Source organism: Gardnerella sp. DNF01151 (assembly GCF_049244235.1).
GTDB lineage: Bacteria > Actinomycetota > Actinomycetes > Actinomycetales > Bifidobacteriaceae > Bifidobacterium > Bifidobacterium swidsinskii.
In genome coordinates, this window is the sequence record NZ_CP058389.1 from 687,236 (window position 1) to 706,255 (window position 19,020).

Below are 19,020 nucleotides of genomic sequence, written 5' to 3' on the forward strand. Positions count from 1 at the left end.
TGTTTATAAGGGTTGATTTTGAATTATAGAGAGATAGAATTCTTGAGTTGTGAAGCATAAAACGATGAGGTTGACGCCTACTAGTTTGTTGCAACTTAGAAATAAACAGAATGGCTTACTGCATCACTGTTGATGTAGCGAGTTTGTAATCAGAAAGGTAGTTCACATGAAGAAGCTTATTCTTGATTTGGATACTGGTGTTGATGATACCTTAGCAATTTCTTATGCTCTTGGTAGCCCTGAGGTTGAGCTGATCGGTATTACTGGTACGTATGGCAACGTTTTAATGGAACAGGGCGTTCGTAATGCTCTTGCTATAACAGATTTATTTGGACATCCAGAAGTTAAAGTGTATCGTGGTTTGCCGCATGCGAGCAAGAAAGATTCGTTTGAAGTTCTGCCTATTTCTGCATTCATTCACGGTGACAATGGTATTGGCGATGTTGTTATTCCAGATTCAAAGCGTGAAGCTGAGTCTGAGCCAGCTGTTGATTTCATAATTGATGCAGTTAAGACTTATGGCAAGGATCTTATTTATGTTCCAACTGGTCCTATGACAAATATTGCTGCTGCATTGCATAAGGCTCCAGAAATCAAAGATGAGATTGGCAAGATTGTTCTTATGGGCGGCGCGCTTACCATTCATGGAAACGTAAACGCTTGGACTGAGGCGAATATATCTCAAGATCCAGATGCTGCAGATGTACTCTTCCGCTCTGGCGCTCCAGTAACAATGGTTGGCTTGGACGTTACATTACAGACTTTGCTTACTTACAAGGAGACAAAGCAGTGGCGTGACCTTGGCACAAAGGCTGGCAAGTTCCTTGCAGATATGACCGATTTTTACATTAAGGCATATGAGACTACGGCTCCGCACCTTGGCGGATGCGGCTTGCATGATCCTTTGGCAGTAGCGGTAGCTGTGGATCCAACGCTTGTTACAACTCTACCAATCAACATGCAGGTAGATGTTGAAGGCCCAACTCGTGGACGCACAATTGGTGATGTTACGCGCTTGAATGACCCTGTTAAAACAATGCAAGTTGCTGTTGGTGTTGATGTTCCACGATTCTTGAACGAGTTTATGACGCGCATTTCTGGCTTGGCAAAAATCGCTGGATGAGTGTGGATTTTACGAGTTTTAGCTCCGCTTTTTGTTGTTCGACACGCCGTAAATCGCAACATTTTCCGCAATATACGACGTGCCTTATTTACCAATGTAGAAACTAAAAATATTAATTGATTGGATTATTATGACTGAGATTGCAAAATTTAGCGCGGTAGACCCATACGAGGATCCAAAAACCCGCGACAAAGTGGCGATTTACTCGCTAATTTTACTTCTTATAACCTTTATTCTTGGAACATTGTGTTTGCAAGGATTTAATCTGGTATTCGATCAGATTGGTAAAGCTGTTGGTGCTCCTAATCAAGCTTCTCTTATTACGAGTTTGCCAATTATTGTTTTAGGCATTGTGTGCTTTATTTACGGCTCTTTGGGTGACTTTGTGTCGCTTCGTAGACTCATAACAATCGGACTTGTAACACTGTTTGTTGGATCCTTGTTCGGTTTTATTGCAAACTTCTTCTTCACTCCAAACTTGTGGACTGTTATTATTGCGCGTATTTTACAAACCGCTGGCGAGCAGGTAGCAGGTTCTTCCTTCCTTGTTATTGCAACTAAGTATTTGCGCAACGATCTTAAGGTAATTTTCTTTGGACTCTTTACTGCAGCTTATCAGCTTTCTGCTTCTATTGGCGTTTTTGCTGCTGGTGCTCTTAGTTCTATTGCTTGGCAGTATTTGTTCTTGATTCCTGCAATTACTATTCTGTTCTTGCCAGTTCTTGTTAAGTGCTTGCCTACAAAGAATGGTATTGGTGGGAAGATAGATAAGCTTGGCTTTACAGTGTTTGGTATTGCTGTTGCATTGCTGACTTTGTTCTTCTCGTACAAGGCATGGGGATTGTTGCTTGGATCCATCGTGCTGTTTGTTGTGTTTGCTGGCTATATTATGAAGGCAAAGAACCCGTTTGTAACTCCTGCATTCTTTAAGAATAAGCGTTGGCTTTCGGGCATTGTCTTAATATTCATCTTCTACTTTACTAACTATTGCATGCCTCCAATTTACAATGTTATTGGTGGAGCTTTGTATCATATGAGCACTGAGGCAGTTTCTTCCTACCTTGTATGGGCATTCGTTGTAGCAGCAGTGTTTGGAACATGCTCTGGAACAATTATCGGTTTCATTGGACGTAAAGCTGGCATTATTATAGCTGCTGTTCTTATGATTCTTGGATGGGTTGGAGCTGCTGTATTCATCAATTGCGGATTCCTTGTTCTAACTTTGTGCGCATGCGTTTACTACGCTGGTTGCGGACTTATGTATTCGCCAATCGTTTCAACGGTTCTTAGCGCATTGCCTGTTGAAGAATCGGGTCGTGGATGCGGTATGAATGATTTAGTTATGAATGTTACAGCATCAATCGGTATTTCCATTTTCAGCGGTTTCTTTGGCGGAAACTTGCTAAAAGGATTCTCTTTTGCTGGAATCCAAGGCTTAGGTGCAGGTTATTCTAACTTGCTTATGATGGGCGCTATTGTAGCCTTTATTGGCTTAGTAGTTTACATTGCTCGTAGTCTTATGGTTAAAGAGTAATTATTATTTACTCAATATGTTAGTGGCCACTAGCTTGCAGTCGTGTTGGGCTGATTGGTTAGTGGCCATTTTTGTATTACTTTGCTTGCACGCTATCAAATCTTTTTCATACGCTGAATACTAATCTTTTGATATTGTATTGGTGAAGCTTATTTCTAATGATTATTTAAATTAATTACCGTTATAGCCAAAATCCTCACTTTTTAATACTTCTTTCCACCATGATTCTCTGCCTAAAACAAAATCATCATCAACTTTCGCATTAAAAATTAAATCTGTAATAAGTGAGTCTTTGTTGTTTTTGTTAAATATAGAAGCAGTTAATTTGTAATCTTTAACCAATTGTGCCAAAAATTAGGCATTTAAGTATACCTCGAAGCTTATACACCGAGATTGTATTCCTATATTGATCTAACGAATATTATTTGCGAGGATCTCCGAACCATGCAGAATAAATCAATGAAAAATTGCGATTTCCATATGCTGAGCACGAATTTCCTTCGCCGTATCCAGCTTTTAACGATTCTATATTTGGCTGATAAGGAGTATAGATATAAAGTAATGCAGTAGCCTTATTTTCGATATAAACATTGCTAGATCCGCATGATTTATTTGGCGAATATTGAATTGTGTTAATCGTGTTAGGGTGGTAGTTATATTGATCGTTATGAAGAAGATAATATCTATATCTTCTTGCGGAACCAATTACTTGTTTAAAGAATCCTGCAAAACGTGGGTTGCAATGAGAATCATCTGGACAATCTAATCCCATAGCTGATTTGTATTGGAAATCGCTAGGATCAGTGTCTGTTACAAGATGTTGTTCTTTTTGCAGCATGGTAAGTAATACTCGTTGACTGATATGACATGCTTTTGCTGATTTGTATATTATGTCTGCAGAAGATTCTTTGCTTACACTTTGATACTTTGAGCATAGTGAATCGGCAGGAATAGTGTGAGTATTAAAGTACGCATTTTTTAAGCAATTTTTACCAGTGCATTTTGCTCCTTTTTTGCGTATAAAATTGCGTACTTCGTCTTTACTCATTGCGTTATCGTCAAAAAATTGAGAATCAGAAATAATATTGCCTGGATTAAAATCGAAGCGTGACACAAGTTGTTCTTGTTTGTTGCGAAGATTAGAAACAGTCTGTTCCCAACGTATCCACTGAACAACAGGAATGATAATAGCAATGCCTATGACAGCAATAATAATGTTTCGTAAAATTTTATTGGAGTAAAACTTATGCTTTAATGAACTGTTGTTTTTATTGTGATGAGCACCACTATTATGTCCACTATTTAGGTTGACATGAATAGAATCATGTTTCTTTCTTCTCTGCACCATGTTTCCTCCTACTTAGCTTGTTACATTATAAGTGATATGCGAATCATTTTATTATTGTGATTATTTTTTAAAATTGTTCCTAACTTTTATTGTTGATTGTAACTATCAAACTGTAGAATTATCCGATTGAGTAGCTACGCGCGAAGAATTTGTTGCGATTAACTTTAGATTGTTAGAGCAGATTGATTTATTTGCAGTAGTTTTCTGCATAAATATTTGGAATTATTAGGCTGTTGTAGGGGAGTAAGACGGTGATGATTGGGACTAAACGATTTGATTGTTCTTCTGTGGATCCTTATGATGACCCAGAAAAGCGCGATAAGGTTGCTGTTCGTGCGTTAATACTACTGCTTATTACATTTGTTATTAGCACCTTGTGCTTGCAAGGTTTCAATCTTGTTTATAAACAAGTTGGTATAGATGTGAAAGCTGTTGATCAAGCGCCTCTTATAACTGGTTTACCTGGCATTATTTTAGGAATTGTATGCTTTATTTACGGTTCTTTAGGCGACTTTGTGTCATTAAAAAAGCTAGTAACTATTGGATTAACATCTTTGTTTATAGGCTCAGTTTTTGGATTTGTAGCTAATTCTTGTTTTGAGCCAAATTTGTGGACAGTTATTGCTGCTCGTATTATGCAAACAACTGGTGAACAAGTAGCAGGTTCATCATTCTTAGTAATTGCAACAAAATATTTGCGAAATGATTTGAAAGTTATCTTCTTCGGATTATTTACAGCATCGTACCAGCTTTCTGCATGTATTGGAGTGTTTTCAGCGGGATTGTTAAGCTCTATTGCTTGGCAATATTTATTCTTAATTCCAGCATTAACTATTCTAATATTGCCGGCATTATTGCATTATTTACCAACAAAAAACGGCAATGGTAAAAAAATTGATGTTGTTGGTTTTACAGTCTTTGGATTTGCTGTTGCATCTCTTACATTGTTCATTTCATACAGAAACTTGTTGATGCTTATTTCAGCAATTATATTGTTTATAATTTTTGGTATTTACATTAGTAAAGCTAAAGAGCCGTTTGTTACACCAGCTTTCTTTAAAAATATTCGTTGGCTTTCTGGCATAATTTTGATGGGCATAATATACTTCACAAATTATTGCATAAGCCCACTGTTCAATAGAGTTGGAAAAACTTTGTATAACATGACTACTTCACAAGTAGCTTCTTATTTAGTTTGGGCTTTTATTGTTGCTGCAATATTCGGTTCATGCTCAGGCTTAATAATTAGTCGTATAGGAAGAAAAACAGGTTTATTATTAGCAATATTGTTTATACTTTGCGGATGGATTGGTATTGCAGTATTAATAAATTCTGGATTCTTGGCTATAGCTTTGTGTGCATGCATTTATTATGCAGGTTGTGGAATGGTGTATTCTCCACTGGCCTCAACAATTCTTTCATCTCTTCCAGTTGAAGAATCTGGCAGAGGGTGCGGAATGAATGATTTAGTTATTAGTGTTTCTGCGTCTGTTGGTGTAGTAATTTTTGACGGAATATTAGATAAAAACATGCTGAGTGGAAATTCTATAACGGGTGCTTCTGGTATTTCGTCTGGATTTGCAAACATATCTCTTATGTGTGCTGCTGTTGCATTATTAGGAATTATCGTATTTACATTCAGAAACTTTATTACTAAAGAAAGCAATGCAATTGAAGTAAACGAAGATCAAGAATAAGACCAAAATAATAGTAAAAGCAAAAGCAATAGAATTATAATTGGCAATAGCTTAGCAACTGTGCAAATAAAGTTTGTTTGCAACGTTATGAGCAATATTGTTTACAACATTGCAAGCGCTAAGAAAAAATATATGCATATATGCGAAACAGCTTTCACCTTCCGCCAATCATCTTTCGCATGCGTTGTATGCTAATCGGATATGCAGTTCCCAATTCTTGCGCCCAAAGAGATACATAGAATTCTTCGCACATCCAACGTAATTTCTCAGCGATTATTTGTGACTCGTCATGTGCTGGTCCTGATGGGATTTTCTGAGCGTCTTCTTGAGCTTTTACTACAAGCTTATGTGCTTCATCTGCCTGCCAAGCCCAACGTACGTCACGGTTTTTGTCTGCCTTAGCTTTAGTAAGACGAATCACGTCTGCATGCAAGTAGCGTTCAATACGAGGCAGAGAATCAGATGGAGTTTTGGCAATAAACCCTCCGTATACAAGACTTGCAGTGTGTTCGCGGATTGATTGCAACACTGAAAGCAACGGCAAATCAGCCTTGCCAGAAACAGCTTTACTTGATTCTGCTTGACGCTTCAATATTGCGATTACATCGTGCGCTATATCGTATACTGTGTCCTCGTATATTTCAGATACGTTTGCAACAGTTTCGCGTAATAAATTGTCGTCAGTAATATTATCTGTGTCCGCAATTAGTCGTTTTACTGCAGCCATTTGCAAGTCTTCTGCTAAAGCGTTAGAAGTTGAATAAGGTGCAGCTGCGAGCATTAAAGATTCAGCGCCAAGCCAGCGAGAAGTAATACGCTTATTGTCTAAATGCAGCATATTCAATGCACTTTGCCAAACCATTTGTGCGCGCGAAAGATTTGTAGCACCAGATTTGTGTAATAAATCTGCTCGTTCAATTACATTTCCGGCTTGTGCAGCTTTATTTGCTTTGAAATTTACAACTTCTCGTGCAGATTCTTGTGCTTCTTTTGCAAAACGCTGTTGCAATGCAATTAATGATTTGTCGGTTCCAAGAATAGTAGGTTTTACGCGATTAGAGTACTTGTTACGACCTGCAGGTTTATTGCGATTTTCGTTAGCTTTTCTCTCTTCAACACTAAACGTCATGCGCAAGTATGGTGAGAGTTTGCTTATTTGCTCGTCGTCGAAAACTTCAGGATGTATTTGCGCTCCAACTACACAAATTGCAGCTTTAGTGAAAACTTCTCTAAAATCTTGCCATTCGCTTTTTATATTGCTTTCTGTTTCTCCAGTCCCAGGAAGCTCGTCGTAATGTTCGTCAATCCAAGAGCGAATTTTTTGAGCAGTATCAGGAGCTGGAACAAACTGTACTCGTAGAGCTTTAGGCAAAGATTTAATCATGCCAATAATAAGCTCATCTAATAAACCTGGAACATTCCAAGTAAATTCTTCAGGAGTTAAGCGCGAAAGTACGTAAAGCGGCACATGCACAGTTACGCCGTCCAAAGGATTAGCCGGATCATACACATAACTTAAACGCAACCTTATAATCTGACCATCTGTACCAACTGTATCCCAATGGTCAGGATAGTCAGCTAAATCAGTACTTTGCGTAGTTTGTAAACGTTCAACTTCATCGGGATTAAAGTCTAACTTGTGTGGATTTTCTTCGCGGTTATCTTTCCACCATTTTGCAAGAGCTGCAATAGTAGTTGCTTCTTGAGGAATGCGAGTGTCGTAAAAAGTAAATAAATCTTCGTCGTTTACAGTTTCGCTTATTTGACGAGTGCGATTTGCTTGATTATCTGCATCTTCAAGCACATTGTGATTATTTACAATAAACTCATCGTGTGCAAAACGCTGTTGCACATCTGCTTCAACTAAGCCTTGACGAATCATAATCGTTCGAGCTTCGTAAGGATTAATTCTAGTCCATTGAACTGTGCGATCTTGAACAATAGGCAATCCGTATAGTAATACTTTAGATTTTGCTACAGCAGCACCTTTAGAAGCACTCCAATGAGCGTCAGAATACGTGATTCTAGTAAGATTTTTAGCAAGAGGCTCGGCCCAAGCAGGATCGACTTGTGCGCAATATCTTGCCCAAAGTCTAGATGTTTCAACTAATTGCGTACACATAACCCATGAAGGAGTTGTTTTCGAAACAGATGAAGCTGGGAATATTGCGAATCTTCCTCCGCGTGCGCCTTGATAGTCGTTTTTAGCCATTTTTTGAGCGCGTTTCATAGCTCGAATTTTTGCTGATCCATGCAAATTAGCAAAATCTGAAGCTTTTGGTTCACGCACTACTTGCATTCCCAACATAGAAAGCAATCCTGCAAGCATCGACGAGTGTATTCCTTGCGAATCCCAAGAGCAGCACAAGCTGTGAGCAGCCTGTTGATTATTAGGAAGCTGACGAATTTCCAAAGATACTCTTTTAGATGGAATAGGCTCGCCAACTTTATAATGCAACTCTTTACACAAGTCTTGAAGTTGATTAACTAAATCTTTCCACTGTTTTAAACGCAAAAAGTGGAAGAATTCCGCTTTACAAAGTTTGCGAAGAGCATTATTGCTCATATTTCCGTCTGCTTGGAAAATATAATCCCAAATATTTAAAGCAGTTAAGAAATCGCTTGTTTCATCCGCATAACGATTATGAAGTCTATCCGCTTCTTCACGCTGTTCTTCGGGGCGCTCGCGAGGATCTTGCAAACTCAAAAACGCAACAATTACCAGCACAGCTGCAAGAGTATTCGGAGTTGTTTTATGCGCCGCTTCAATAATCATGCGTCCTAAACGAATGTCAATCGGCAATTTAGAGAGCTCGCGGCCAATATGAGTTAAAGTGATGAAACCTGATTTTCTACTTATTGCGCCAAGCTCGTTAAGCTCATTAAAGCCGTCGCTTACTGCTTTCATATCAGGAGGGTCAATAAAACCGAAATTTGTAATATCTTCGCCAGTTTTAGCAACGCCTACTGAAAGCATGTGCAATACTACTGCTCCAAGCGAAGTGCGAAGAATCTCAGGATCGGTAAAACGAGGGCGAGTTTCGTAATCTTCGCGCGAGTAAAGTCTAATAGCAATTCCGTCCGCGATTCGTCCGCATCGCCCAGAACGCTGATCTGCGCTCGCTTGAGAAATTGGCTCTATAGGAAGTCTTTGCACTTTTGCAGACTTAGAATATCTGCTAATTCTCGCAAAACCAGGATCGACAACGTATCGAATCCCAGGAACAGTAAGCGAAGTTTCAGCAACGTTCGTAGCAATAACAATGCGTTGATGAGAGTGATGTTCAAATACTCGATGCTGATCTTTTGCAGAAAGACGCGCAAAAAGCGGCACTATTTCAATAGCATCAGCTCGCTTCATATCACTTGCTCGAGTGCCAAAATATGAGCGTAATCCTGCTTCAAACTCTCGAATATCGCGCTCGCCAGAAGCGAAAACCATAATGTCGCGCGCGCCTTGCTCGTGGTTTGAATGAATCACTAATTGAGCACATGCGCGAGCTACTGCAGATGTCATATCTTCATCTGTAATATCGTCTCGATTATTTTCGTTAGATTGGCTTTCTGCAACAGTTTCCTCATCCATTGTTATGTCTGCAAAGCCGGGGACGTGTTGCATAAGTGAAGGCGCGGATCCAAGCGGCTCATAAAGAACTCGCACAGGGTAAGTGCGTCCAGAAACTTCAATAACAGGAACTTTTATGTGTAAAGCTTGCTCAAAATGTTCACGGAATTTTGCAGAATCTATTGTTGCTGAAGTAATAATCAGCTTCAAATCGCGTCTTTGCGGAAGTAAAGTCGTTAAATATCCTAGCAAAAAGTCAATGTTAAGACTGCGTTCGTGAGCTTCGTCAATAATAATCGTGTCGTATTTAGTAAGAAGAGGATCTCGCTGAATTTGCGCAAGTAAAATACCGTCAGTAACAATTCGAAGCTTTGTTTTAGGTGAACTTTCGTCGGTAAATCGCACTTGATAGCCGATTTCTTCGCCTAGTTTTACTTCCATTTCGTTTGCGATTCGCTCAGCAACAGTGCGTGCAGCTAAACGGCGAGGCTGAGTGTGCACGATTTGCTTACCTCTTCCGCCTCTTCCAAGCTCAAGCACCATTTTTGGGATTTGCGTAGTTTTACCGGAGCCAGTCTGTCCGGAAACAATCACGACTTGTGAAGACTTAATTGCTTCTATTATTTCGTCGTGTGCTGCGCAAATAGGAAGCTCAGCAGGGTAGTCGAATTTCATAGTGTATATTTCTTTTCGTAGATTTTTGCTTTTTAGTACTTCTTTAGTATTAGTACGTTTTATTATTTCGTTTTTATTACTTCTATAATTCGGTATCCTTTAGAACTTGCATATTTTTCAACGTTGTAGTTTTCGCCAAGATTTGCAGCAAGCCAAGGAATAAGTGAGTCTGAGCCAAGATTTTTTTGCACAACTAAGTAAGCTGCTCCTCCTACTTTTAAACGCGGAATCCAAGTCATCAAAATGTCGTGCAACATTTCTTTTCCAACGCGAATTGGGGGATTGGACCATATGAGATCAAAATTATTAAATTCCAAAGTATTATTTTCTTTTAAAGCGTCATCTACTAAAGAAGTGCGAATATGCTTTAAGCCAGCGTTTTTTGCGTTTAGCTCAGTAAGCTCTAGCGCGCGCTCATTTACATCTACAGCTACAATCTCAGCTTCTGGAGATTCTAAGCCCATTGCAATGCTGATAGGCCCCCATCCGCATCCAATATCAAGGAATTTGCCATTTTCCGGTGGTTTTGGAGCATGTTTTAGTAGCACAGACGTGCCTAGATCAAGCTTAGAAGCACTAAATACTCCGTTTGAAACTTGTACAACAGTTTCATGATTTCTCAAAGTTACATGTAACGTTCTTCGCTCATCGCAAGATGATGGTGTTGCAGAAAAGTATTGTTCGCCACTGATTTTTTGCGTTTTTTCTGATTTTGGTGATTTGGTTTTATCGTATTGTTTAAATTGTTGATGACTGTCCATGATTTCGCTCAAAAATACCGTATTTCGCCTATAAATTTAGATTTATTAATATACTTTTTTCTATTGTATCTTTATTTACATATCATACATATATGTTGTGTTCATATATTGTCGTCTCAAGTTACCATAATAAGACAAACGTTGTAAAACGCTATTTACAATGAAATAGAGGAGGGACAGTTGGCGGATAGTAATGTGGCATCCGGGCGAGATGATGTGCTTAATTCAAACGATTTTTCCTCCCTCGAAAATGATTCTAATAATATGAATGAGCATAATCTCACCAATAATGCAGTGCTTTATGCTCATTCGGATGTGCTTCTAGACACTACTTCTGACAGTGAAAAGCATGATGAAGTTTGGCAGGAGCGTGAATCTCGTAATGCTTTAAAGCGAGTAGCTGGTCTTGGCGAATTACAAGATGTTACCGAAGTTGAGTATAGAAAGCTTCGTCTTGAGCGCGTTGTGCTGGTAGGAGTGTGGTCTAGCGCAAAAGGAACTCTTGCTCAAGCTGAAGAATCGTTGCGTGAGCTTGCAGCGTTGGCACAGACTGCTGGTGCTGTTGTTTGCGATGGCATGTTGCAACAAAGATATAGGCCGGATGCTGCAACTTATGTTGGTTCAGGTAAAGCGCGTGAGCTTGCAGCAGTAGTTGCTCAGCATGATGCGGATACGATTATTGTTGATGATGATTTACCTCCTAGCCAGCGTAGAGCTTTAGAAGATGCAACCAAAGTTAAGGTTGTCGATCGCACTGCTGTTATTTTGGATATTTTTGCTCAGCACGCTACAAGCCGTGAAGGTAAAGCTCAAGTTGAGCTTGCTCAATTGCAATATATGCTACCTAGGTTAAGAGGCTGGGGTGCTGCTCTTTCTAGGCAGGCTGGTGGTAGAGCTGCAGGAGATGCTGGTATTGGTTCTAGAGGTCCTGGCGAAACTAAAATCGAAATGGATCGTCGAGCTATTCGCAATCGTATTTCTAAACTTCGTCACGATATTGCGAATATGGCACCTGCGCGCGATGTAAAACGTGGTTCTCGTAGACGACAAGATATTCCAACTGTAGCTGTTGTTGGATATACGAATGCTGGCAAGTCGTCTATTATAAATCGCCTTACTGGTTCACAAGAATTAGTAGAAAATGCACTGTTTGCAACTCTTGATACTGCAGTACGTCGTTCTCAAACTCAAGATGGTAGAAGCTATACTTTGGTAGATACTGTTGGTTTTGTTCGCAGACTTCCAACTCAACTAGTTGAAGCATTTAAATCCACTTTGGAAGAAGTTGGACAAGCAGATGTTATTTTGCATGTAGTTGACGGTTCGCATCCAGATCCTATTTCGCAAATTAATGCAGTAAACGAAGTTCTCGCCAATATTTCTGGTGTAGGAGATATACCTCAAATTATGGCATTAAATAAATCAGACATGATGAGTGATGCTGCGCGAGAACGTTTTTCTTCTCTTTATCCTGATGCCGTTATTGTTTCTGCATTTAGTGGCGAAAATTTGCAAATATTGCGCAATCGTTTAGAAGAATTGTTACCGTCTCCTCGTGTTCGTGTAGATGTAACTTTGCCGTACGAGTTTGGTGGATTATTATCAAAAGTTCGTGAAAATGGTGTAGTTGAAAAAGCAGAATATGTAGATTCGGGGGTTGAACTTATTGCTTGGGTTGGACCATCGTTAGCTGCAAAACTTATGAAAGTAGCGTTGTAATAATAAATTCCGGTGGTGCGATTAGAGTAAAGGTGTTCATACCAAAAGCTCTTAATGTGAGAGCAGCCCTTAGTAATGCATAAATCGTGGTATTTTGTGTGCTTATAAGGGTGTGATAGGTTGTTGAAAAGAGGTTTTTGCTCATGGTGAGTTCGCAGGTTAAGCCAACTAAGCTTGCAATTATTGGTGCCGGCGCGGTCGGATCTACTCTCGCTTTCGCTGCTGCTCAGCGTGGTGTTGCGCGTGAGATTGTGCTTGAAGATATTGCTAAGGAACGTGTTGAAGCTGAAGTTTTGGATATGCAGCATGGTTCTAGCTTCTATCCTGCAGTTTCTATTGCCGGTTCTGACGATGTGGAAATTTGCCGTGATGCTGACATGGTTGTGATTACTGCTGGCGCTCGCCAGAAGCCAGGTCAGACTCGTTTGGAGCTTGCAGGTGCCACTATCAACATCATGAAGTCAATCATTCCGAACGTTGTGAAGGTTGCTCCTAACGCAATTTACATGTTGATTACTAATCCTGTTGATGTTGTTACGCACGTTTCTATGAAGCTTTCTGGTCTTCCAGCAAACCAAATGTTTGGTTCTGGTACCAACCTTGATTCCGCTCGTCTTCGTTTCTTGATTGCTCAGCACACTGGCGTTAATGTTAAGAACGTTCACGCATACATTGCTGGCGAACACGGTGACTCTGAAGTTCCACTGTGGGCTTCTGCAACCATTGGTGGTGTTCCAATGTGCGATTGGAACGCTCTTCCAGGTCATGAGCCACTTGATGCTGCTAAGCGCGAAGAAATCCATCAGGAAGTTGTTAACGCTGCTTACAAGATTATCAACGGTAAGGGTGCAACAAACTATGCTATTGCTATGTCTGGTGTAGATATTGTTGAGGCTGTTCTTCGCGATACTAACCGCATTCTTCCAGTGTCTTCTTTGCTCGATGACTTCCACGGCATTTCTGATGTGTGCATGTCTGTGCCAACATTGCTTAATCGCAATGGTGTAAACTCTCGTCTAAACACTCCAGTTTCTGATCGTGAGTTGGCTGCTTTGAAGCGTTCTGCTGAAACTTTGCGCGAAACTGCTGCTAAGTTTGGTTTCTAGTTTTAAAGAGTAATTTATAAATTATTAAACCGCTTCTTCTTTTAATTGAGGAGGAGCGGCTTTTCTTATTTAAAACAACAACATACCTCACAGAATTTTCTGTGAGTTCGATATATTATTACATTATGGCTGATTTTTCTAACATTCTTGCTACTCGTCCTGATTTTAATGACAGTGATCGTGAGTGGCTTCACCATTTGGTGGTCGATTGGCAGGTTATTGCAGATTTGAGTTTCGCAGATTTGCTGCTGATTATTCAAAATGGTGACGGTGATTATGTTGTTGCTGAACAATGTCGTCCTTCAACAGCTATTACTTTGCGTACTGATGATTTGTTAGGTAAAAAATTAGATGATTCTTTAGTACCTGAGCTTAATGAGGCGATGAAATCTGAGACAAGTTTCCACTCTTCGACCTTACGTTCTATTGGTAGAGCTACTGTATGCTACGTTTATGCTCCAGTTCGTCATAGGGGTAAAACTCTCGGATTGGTTATGCGCGAAACTAATTTGGCAACGCGTGAATCTAATGGTCGTTATGAAACTGAAAGTATTAATGCTGGTAAGACTTTATTTGACATGATTCCTCGTGAACAATTCCCATATCGTGAATCTGTATTAAATCAACGACATAATGCTCGAGTATCCGATGGTTTTATTGTGCTAGAAGACGATGGAATAGTTCGTTATGCTTCCCCTAATGCCATTAGTTGTTTCCGCAGACTTGGCGGATTAAACACTATGCAAGGTGAATATTTAAGCGAATTTGGCACTAGGTTGTTGCATACGAACGATAATGTTCCCGAAAGTTTACCTCTTGTATTAACTGGAAAAGCTGATGTAGATTGTGAACTTGAAGCGAACCATTCTATAGTTTCCATGCGCTCCTTGCCTCTGTGGGGTCCAAATAATCGTGTTGGAGCTGTAGTGTTATGCCGTGATGTTACTGAAGTTTTGCGGCGCGAACAAGAATTGCGTACTAAAAATGCCACTATTTCTGAAATACATCATCGCGTAAAAAACAATTTACAGGCTGTTTCTGCTCTTTTGCGTTTGCAAGCTCGTAAGACAAAATCTATTGAAGTTAGAAAAGAACTTGAGGAAGCTCAACGTCGTGTGCAAACTATAGCACTAGTTCATGAAGGCTTGAGCCAAACTGCTGACGAAATTGTTGATTTTGACAAAGTTATTTCGAGTTTGTTGAAGATGTCAATTGAGTTGGCGTCTCAGAATCAAAATATTGATATTGATTTTGTTGGAAAATTTGGCAGATTAGCAGCTCAGGATGCTACACCATTATCTCTTGTTTTAACTGAGCTAGTGACGAATGCAGTTGAACATGGTTTTGAAGGTCGTGAAAAAGGTCATATTCGTATTGCAGTTGGTAGGGGCGGAGACAATCTTAATATTGTCGTTGAAGATGATGGAGATGGTATAGATAGCGAGTCTTCTCATGGAATGGCTAAACCATCTGGCTCTGGCCTTGGAACGCAGATTATAAACACATTTGTCACTAACGATTTTGGTGGTACAGTTCGTTGGTCTCCTCGAAGAGAGGGCGGAACTAGGGTAGTGTTAGACATTAAATTGCGCGTATCTGGTATTGAGTAGCTTTAGTAAAAATTGTTTTCCAACGTGCATTAAATGTTATACTTTTAGTGTAAAAAGTACAGGAACAATTAAAATTGCTAATAAAGATGCAAAATACCTTGAAAAAACTTTCTTTTCATGATTTCCTTACATTCAGGGAACTTCTAAAGCTCACCGTTGTAGGTAAGAAATGAGGATAATAATTCATGAGCAACTCGTTTGATTGGCGCACAACAGCAGCATGTAGTGACAAAGATCCTGAACTGTTCTTTCCTCTTGGAAGTGCTGGTACAGCAGTTCAACAGCTTGAAGAGGCAAAAGCAGTATGTCGCTCATGTGATGTTGCAACAGAGTGTTTAAAATGCGCATTAGAAACTAACCAAGATTACGGTGTGTGGGGAGGATTAAGCGAGGATGAGCGTAGAACTCTAAAGCGTCGAGCAATGCGCGCACGTAAAAATCAAGATGCGTCACTATAGATAATTTTATTCTAGGTGCACTATTTGAGTTAAACTTGCTGATCCTGGAGTGATTAAAACACATCGTCCTGGAAGTTGATAGTCTTCAATATCAAAACTTTTAGATAAAGCAGAAGGTATTCCAAGCATTGTATCTGTGCCCACATCTCCTGTTGGAAATATTATCCTCACTGGTGCTTGCTCAGGTAAACGTAAGTAGCGAGAAGTGCTAGTGCTCATAATAACTGGGCATTGTTTACTATTTAATCTTTTTTGAAAAGCAATAGCAGTTTGTCTCGTATTTAGCGGATCAAGCAATTCATCTGCATCGTCAATAATGATTGGCGTATTTTCGTTGTAAATGTTATTAATGTTTTGTTCATATAGTGATTTTCCTGAATATATTGGCAGGTTTAAAGTTTTAGAGATTATTTTTAATATTGTTGTTTTGCCTTGTTTCCTACTACCAATAACAGCTATATTCCCAAGGTGAATTGGTAATAGAGCAGGATATAAGTGTATGGTATCGTCTTGTAACCCAATAATAATATGCTTCGTATAAAATTCTTGAGTACGTAAACTTTGAGATATTTTTTGCTCCGAATTTTTGTATTTGTAATTATTTGAATACTCTGCAAGTTGTTTTGCTGAAAGAATCGACGGCAATGGTTTGCTAAATAATTCTGGAGAATGATCATGATGGCAGAATCTACCAGCTAACTGTATTGCTCGTACTAAATGTGCGGGATTGCTGCTTTGAGCACATCGCAAAGCTTCTACTCCTTCTCCAATATTGTAATATGCGGCTCCTGGCGTATTTGGGCTTATTCTAGCTGCATGCGCTGTTCCTAATAATTCTTGCGATTGCATTCCGTCTCTAACTCTCAAGCAAATATTAATAGAAATATTAGCTTTCATATCTGCGCTTACTTGTGCGAGTGGATTTTGAGTTCCAGCAATAATATGCATTCCCAAAGATCTGCCTACTGATGCAATTCGTATAAGACGAGGCATGTAGTCGGGAAGTTGATCTTTTAGAGCATGAAATTCGTCAATAACAATAAGCAATGAAGGTTCAGCTGGGGTTACTTGTGCAATATTATTACATCCATGATGAGCTACTAGTCTTTCTCGTCTATTTAGTTCTAGTTCGAGACCTTTTAGAGCGCGTATTGCGTGTTTAAGATTTAAATCTCCCACATTTCCCATAGCATGTGGGAGTTTAGATAGTATGTCAAAAGTTGCTCCTCCTTTAAAATCCATAAAAACAAACCGTAGCTGCTGCGGACCGTATTGAAAAGCCAAAGCTAAACACCAAGTCGTAAGAAGTACTGATTTACCAGAACCAGTTGTTCCAGCAACTAAAGCATGTGGCCCATTGTTAATTAAATCTAAATAGCAGTAGCCATTATTACTTATTCCAAGTGGAGTTATAAGGTGTTTAGTTTTTGAATTAGGCAAGTAGTTATAAATATTTGTATTTAGATTTTCCTTCATACTATTGGATTTGTTTTTTATGTCGTATGTTCCTGCATTTTTTAGCCATGTTTGCAATACTTCTTTCCAGTGATGTTGCGTATTAGAAATTGCATTTCTTCTCATAAGTAATGTTTCTAAACTTACTGGTGTAATAGTATCTGGCAAACTTTCTACAGTTTGTTGATTATAAGTTACGTTATTTGACGATTGCGTAGTGTTTAATAATTGAATTTGCTGATTTTGTTGAACATTTTGAACAGAATTTTTCTCAGATATGTATTGAAAAATTTGTGGAATAAGACTTGCTATGTACATCATAATGCTTGGAATAATCATGGTTAGCATCATCCAATTATCTTGCATCAATGCCATTATAGCCAATGCTACGTGAGCGAATATGGGAACTATACTCGCTGTCATCTGTACATGCATAAGTACTTTAGTTGTAGACATTCCTGTATTAGATTTGTTACTCATAAATGTATGAGACAATATTTTTGATTTTTGTGCAATACTTATGCAAGATTGTGGTTAAAAGATACGAGTTTAGTGCTTTCTAAGTTGTGGTATCTAATTGAAGTGTTGTTTACACAACAATACTTCGAAATTATTGTTGCTCTGCAAGAGTTCCAACTGATCCAGGTTTATGAGTTCCTGATGCAAGTTGGTTGAATAAATCTAAGTTTTTAGCATCATCGAGAAGCACGGATGAACCAACTCCTGGAACTTGATAATCAGGATTCGTCCAATATATTGTTCCGGATATGCCTGACGGTCCAGTTGCTTCTTTGAATGCTTGAGCCATTTCCCATAATGTTTCTGGATTGGTTTTCTCGTCAAAAATAACTGAAGCAAGTCCCGTTTCAGCAAGTTTTTTTACTTTTCCAAAATTCAATAAGGTATTGTGATCTAATGCTTTTTTCATAATAGCTGCAATAACCATTCGTTGACGTGCAGCTCGTCCAAAATCAGATTCTGGATCTGCGTATCGCATTCGCGAAAATGCCAACGCTGTATTCCCATCAACGTGATGGCATCCAGAAGTCCAATTTAACCCGCTAAACTTATCACTTACTGTACGGTTGTAGCATAAATCAATGCCATCTATAGCGTTAACAACATTAGTAAGACCGCCAAAACGTATTTCTGCAACATGGTCAATGCGATGACCTGTAATTTTTTCTATTGCTGCTGTTAATGCTTTATTTCCAGCTGCTTGCGCAACGCTATTAATTTTTACTTGTTCGCCATTTAAAGAAACAAGAGAATCTCGAGGAATAGAAATTAGAGAGCTGTGACCATTGCTCGGCTTTGTCAATACAAGAATAGTATCTGTTCTAAATCCTGTTATCTCTTTAGCTTCTTCGCCTTCTCGTTGATCAGAACCAAGAATAAGCCATGCTTTGCCTTGAGTGCTAGGAGTACTAGTAAGCCAAGTAGTGCGGTTAATTCTTGAGTCAACCCAGTTCCATGAATATACCCCAAAACCAGTTACACCTATTGCCAGAACAACAAAAAATGCAATAAATGCATGTAAAATTCTGTGCGGTTTGTGCGGTAGTATTTTTGCTGTACTTCCAACTGCTTTATTTATAGTTGTTGGAATACGCATTTGTGAAATAGAACTTGTGCGCGGTGCTGGTCTTGGTTGCAATTGCGATGTGTAAGAAACAGGTCTAGAAGAACATTGTTCTGGACTTTTTAAGATTCTTGTTCTTTGAGTTGTAGGCGCAAAAGACGGCGCTTGTGATGGAAGCGCATTAGACTCTATTTTGCCTCTTTTTACGCGTTTTGGAGTGAAACTAGGAGGCACGTTTGAGTTAGATGAATCGTTATTATGAGAAGGAGTGAAGATAGGTGGGTTTATATTATCTTCAGAAGGGTCCTCATACAATCTCGAATTCATTCATCCTCCAAAATAAGCATGTATCTTCAACGACTATGAATACATAATATATAAATTTTA

13 protein-coding genes are annotated in these 19,020 nt (G+C 39.1%); 7 read left to right on the plus strand and 6 right to left on the minus strand.

Annotated elements, in window-relative coordinates; genetic code table 11:
- Window positions 1–166: 166 nt before the first annotated feature.
- Window positions 167–1,123, plus strand: coding sequence for a nucleoside hydrolase (locus tag HXT37_RS02985; RefSeq protein ID WP_064621673.1), 957 nt, complete (start codon window positions 167–169; stop codon window positions 1,121–1,123).
- A 130-nt stretch (window positions 1,124–1,253) separates the two neighbouring features.
- A complete protein-coding gene (locus HXT37_RS02990) occupies window positions 1,254–2,657 on the plus strand; it encodes an MFS transporter (protein ID WP_012914034.1) in 1,404 nt (467 codons plus the stop codon).
- A 171-nt stretch (window positions 2,658–2,828) separates the two neighbouring features.
- On the opposite strand, the gene HXT37_RS02995 is transcribed toward HXT37_RS02990, so the two are convergent.
- Complete coding sequence (locus tag HXT37_RS02995; protein WP_041160484.1) at window positions 2,829–3,008, minus strand: hypothetical protein; 180 nt, start codon at window positions 3,006–3,008, stop codon at window positions 2,829–2,831.
- 70 nt (window positions 3,009–3,078) lie between these two features.
- Complete coding sequence (locus tag HXT37_RS03000) at window positions 3,079–4,005, minus strand: hypothetical protein (protein ID WP_012914035.1); 927 nt, start codon at window positions 4,003–4,005, stop codon at window positions 3,079–3,081.
- A 254-nt stretch (window positions 4,006–4,259) separates the two neighbouring features.
- On the opposite strand from HXT37_RS03000, the gene HXT37_RS03005 reads away from it, so the two are divergent.
- Window positions 4,260–5,702, plus strand: coding sequence for an MFS transporter (locus HXT37_RS03005; protein WP_041160485.1), 1,443 nt, complete (start codon window positions 4,260–4,262; stop codon window positions 5,700–5,702).
- A 154-nt stretch (window positions 5,703–5,856) separates the two neighbouring features.
- Here HXT37_RS03005 and hrpA read toward each other — a convergent pair whose 3' ends face one another.
- Window positions 5,857–9,942 (minus strand): ATP-dependent RNA helicase HrpA, encoded by a 4,086-nt coding sequence (gene hrpA / locus HXT37_RS03010; RefSeq protein ID WP_421779736.1) that lies wholly within the window; start codon window positions 9,940–9,942, stop codon window positions 5,857–5,859.
- Between the two features lie 62 nt (window positions 9,943–10,004).
- Window positions 10,005–10,703: a class I SAM-dependent methyltransferase gene (locus HXT37_RS03015; protein ID WP_116994811.1), complete on the minus strand. Its 699-nt coding sequence runs from the start codon at window positions 10,701–10,703 to the stop codon at window positions 10,005–10,007.
- Between the two features lie 264 nt (window positions 10,704–10,967).
- On the opposite strand from HXT37_RS03015, the gene hflX reads away from it, so the two are divergent.
- From hflX to HXT37_RS03035, 4 genes are all read left to right on the plus strand, one after another.
- On the plus strand, window positions 10,968–12,422 hold the full coding sequence (hflX, locus tag HXT37_RS03020) for a GTPase HflX (RefSeq protein WP_119522939.1): 1,455 nt from the start codon (window positions 10,968–10,970) through the stop codon (window positions 12,420–12,422).
- A gap of 143 nt (window positions 12,423–12,565) precedes the next feature.
- Window positions 12,566–13,528, plus strand: a complete 963-nt coding sequence (locus HXT37_RS03025; protein WP_004107125.1) for an L-lactate dehydrogenase — start codon at window positions 12,566–12,568, stop codon at window positions 13,526–13,528.
- A 125-nt stretch (window positions 13,529–13,653) separates the two neighbouring features.
- Window positions 13,654–15,138, plus strand: coding sequence for a sensor histidine kinase (locus tag HXT37_RS03030; RefSeq protein WP_004110792.1), 1,485 nt, complete (start codon window positions 13,654–13,656; stop codon window positions 15,136–15,138).
- A gap of 185 nt (window positions 15,139–15,323) precedes the next feature.
- Window positions 15,324–15,596: a WhiB family transcriptional regulator gene (locus tag HXT37_RS03035; RefSeq protein ID WP_004110789.1), complete on the plus strand. Its 273-nt coding sequence runs from the start codon at window positions 15,324–15,326 to the stop codon at window positions 15,594–15,596.
- Between the two features lie 6 nt (window positions 15,597–15,602).
- Here HXT37_RS03035 and HXT37_RS03040 read toward each other — a convergent pair whose 3' ends face one another.
- Together HXT37_RS03040 and HXT37_RS03045 are read right to left on the minus strand one after the other, a co-directional pair.
- A complete protein-coding gene (locus tag HXT37_RS03040; RefSeq protein WP_174182742.1) occupies window positions 15,603–17,426 on the minus strand; it encodes an FtsK/SpoIIIE domain-containing protein in 1,824 nt (607 codons plus the stop codon).
- Between the two features lie 235 nt (window positions 17,427–17,661).
- A complete protein-coding gene (locus HXT37_RS03045; RefSeq protein WP_421779738.1) occupies window positions 17,662–18,960 on the minus strand; it encodes an LCP family protein in 1,299 nt (432 codons plus the stop codon).
- Between the last annotated feature and the right edge of the window lie 60 nt (window positions 18,961–19,020).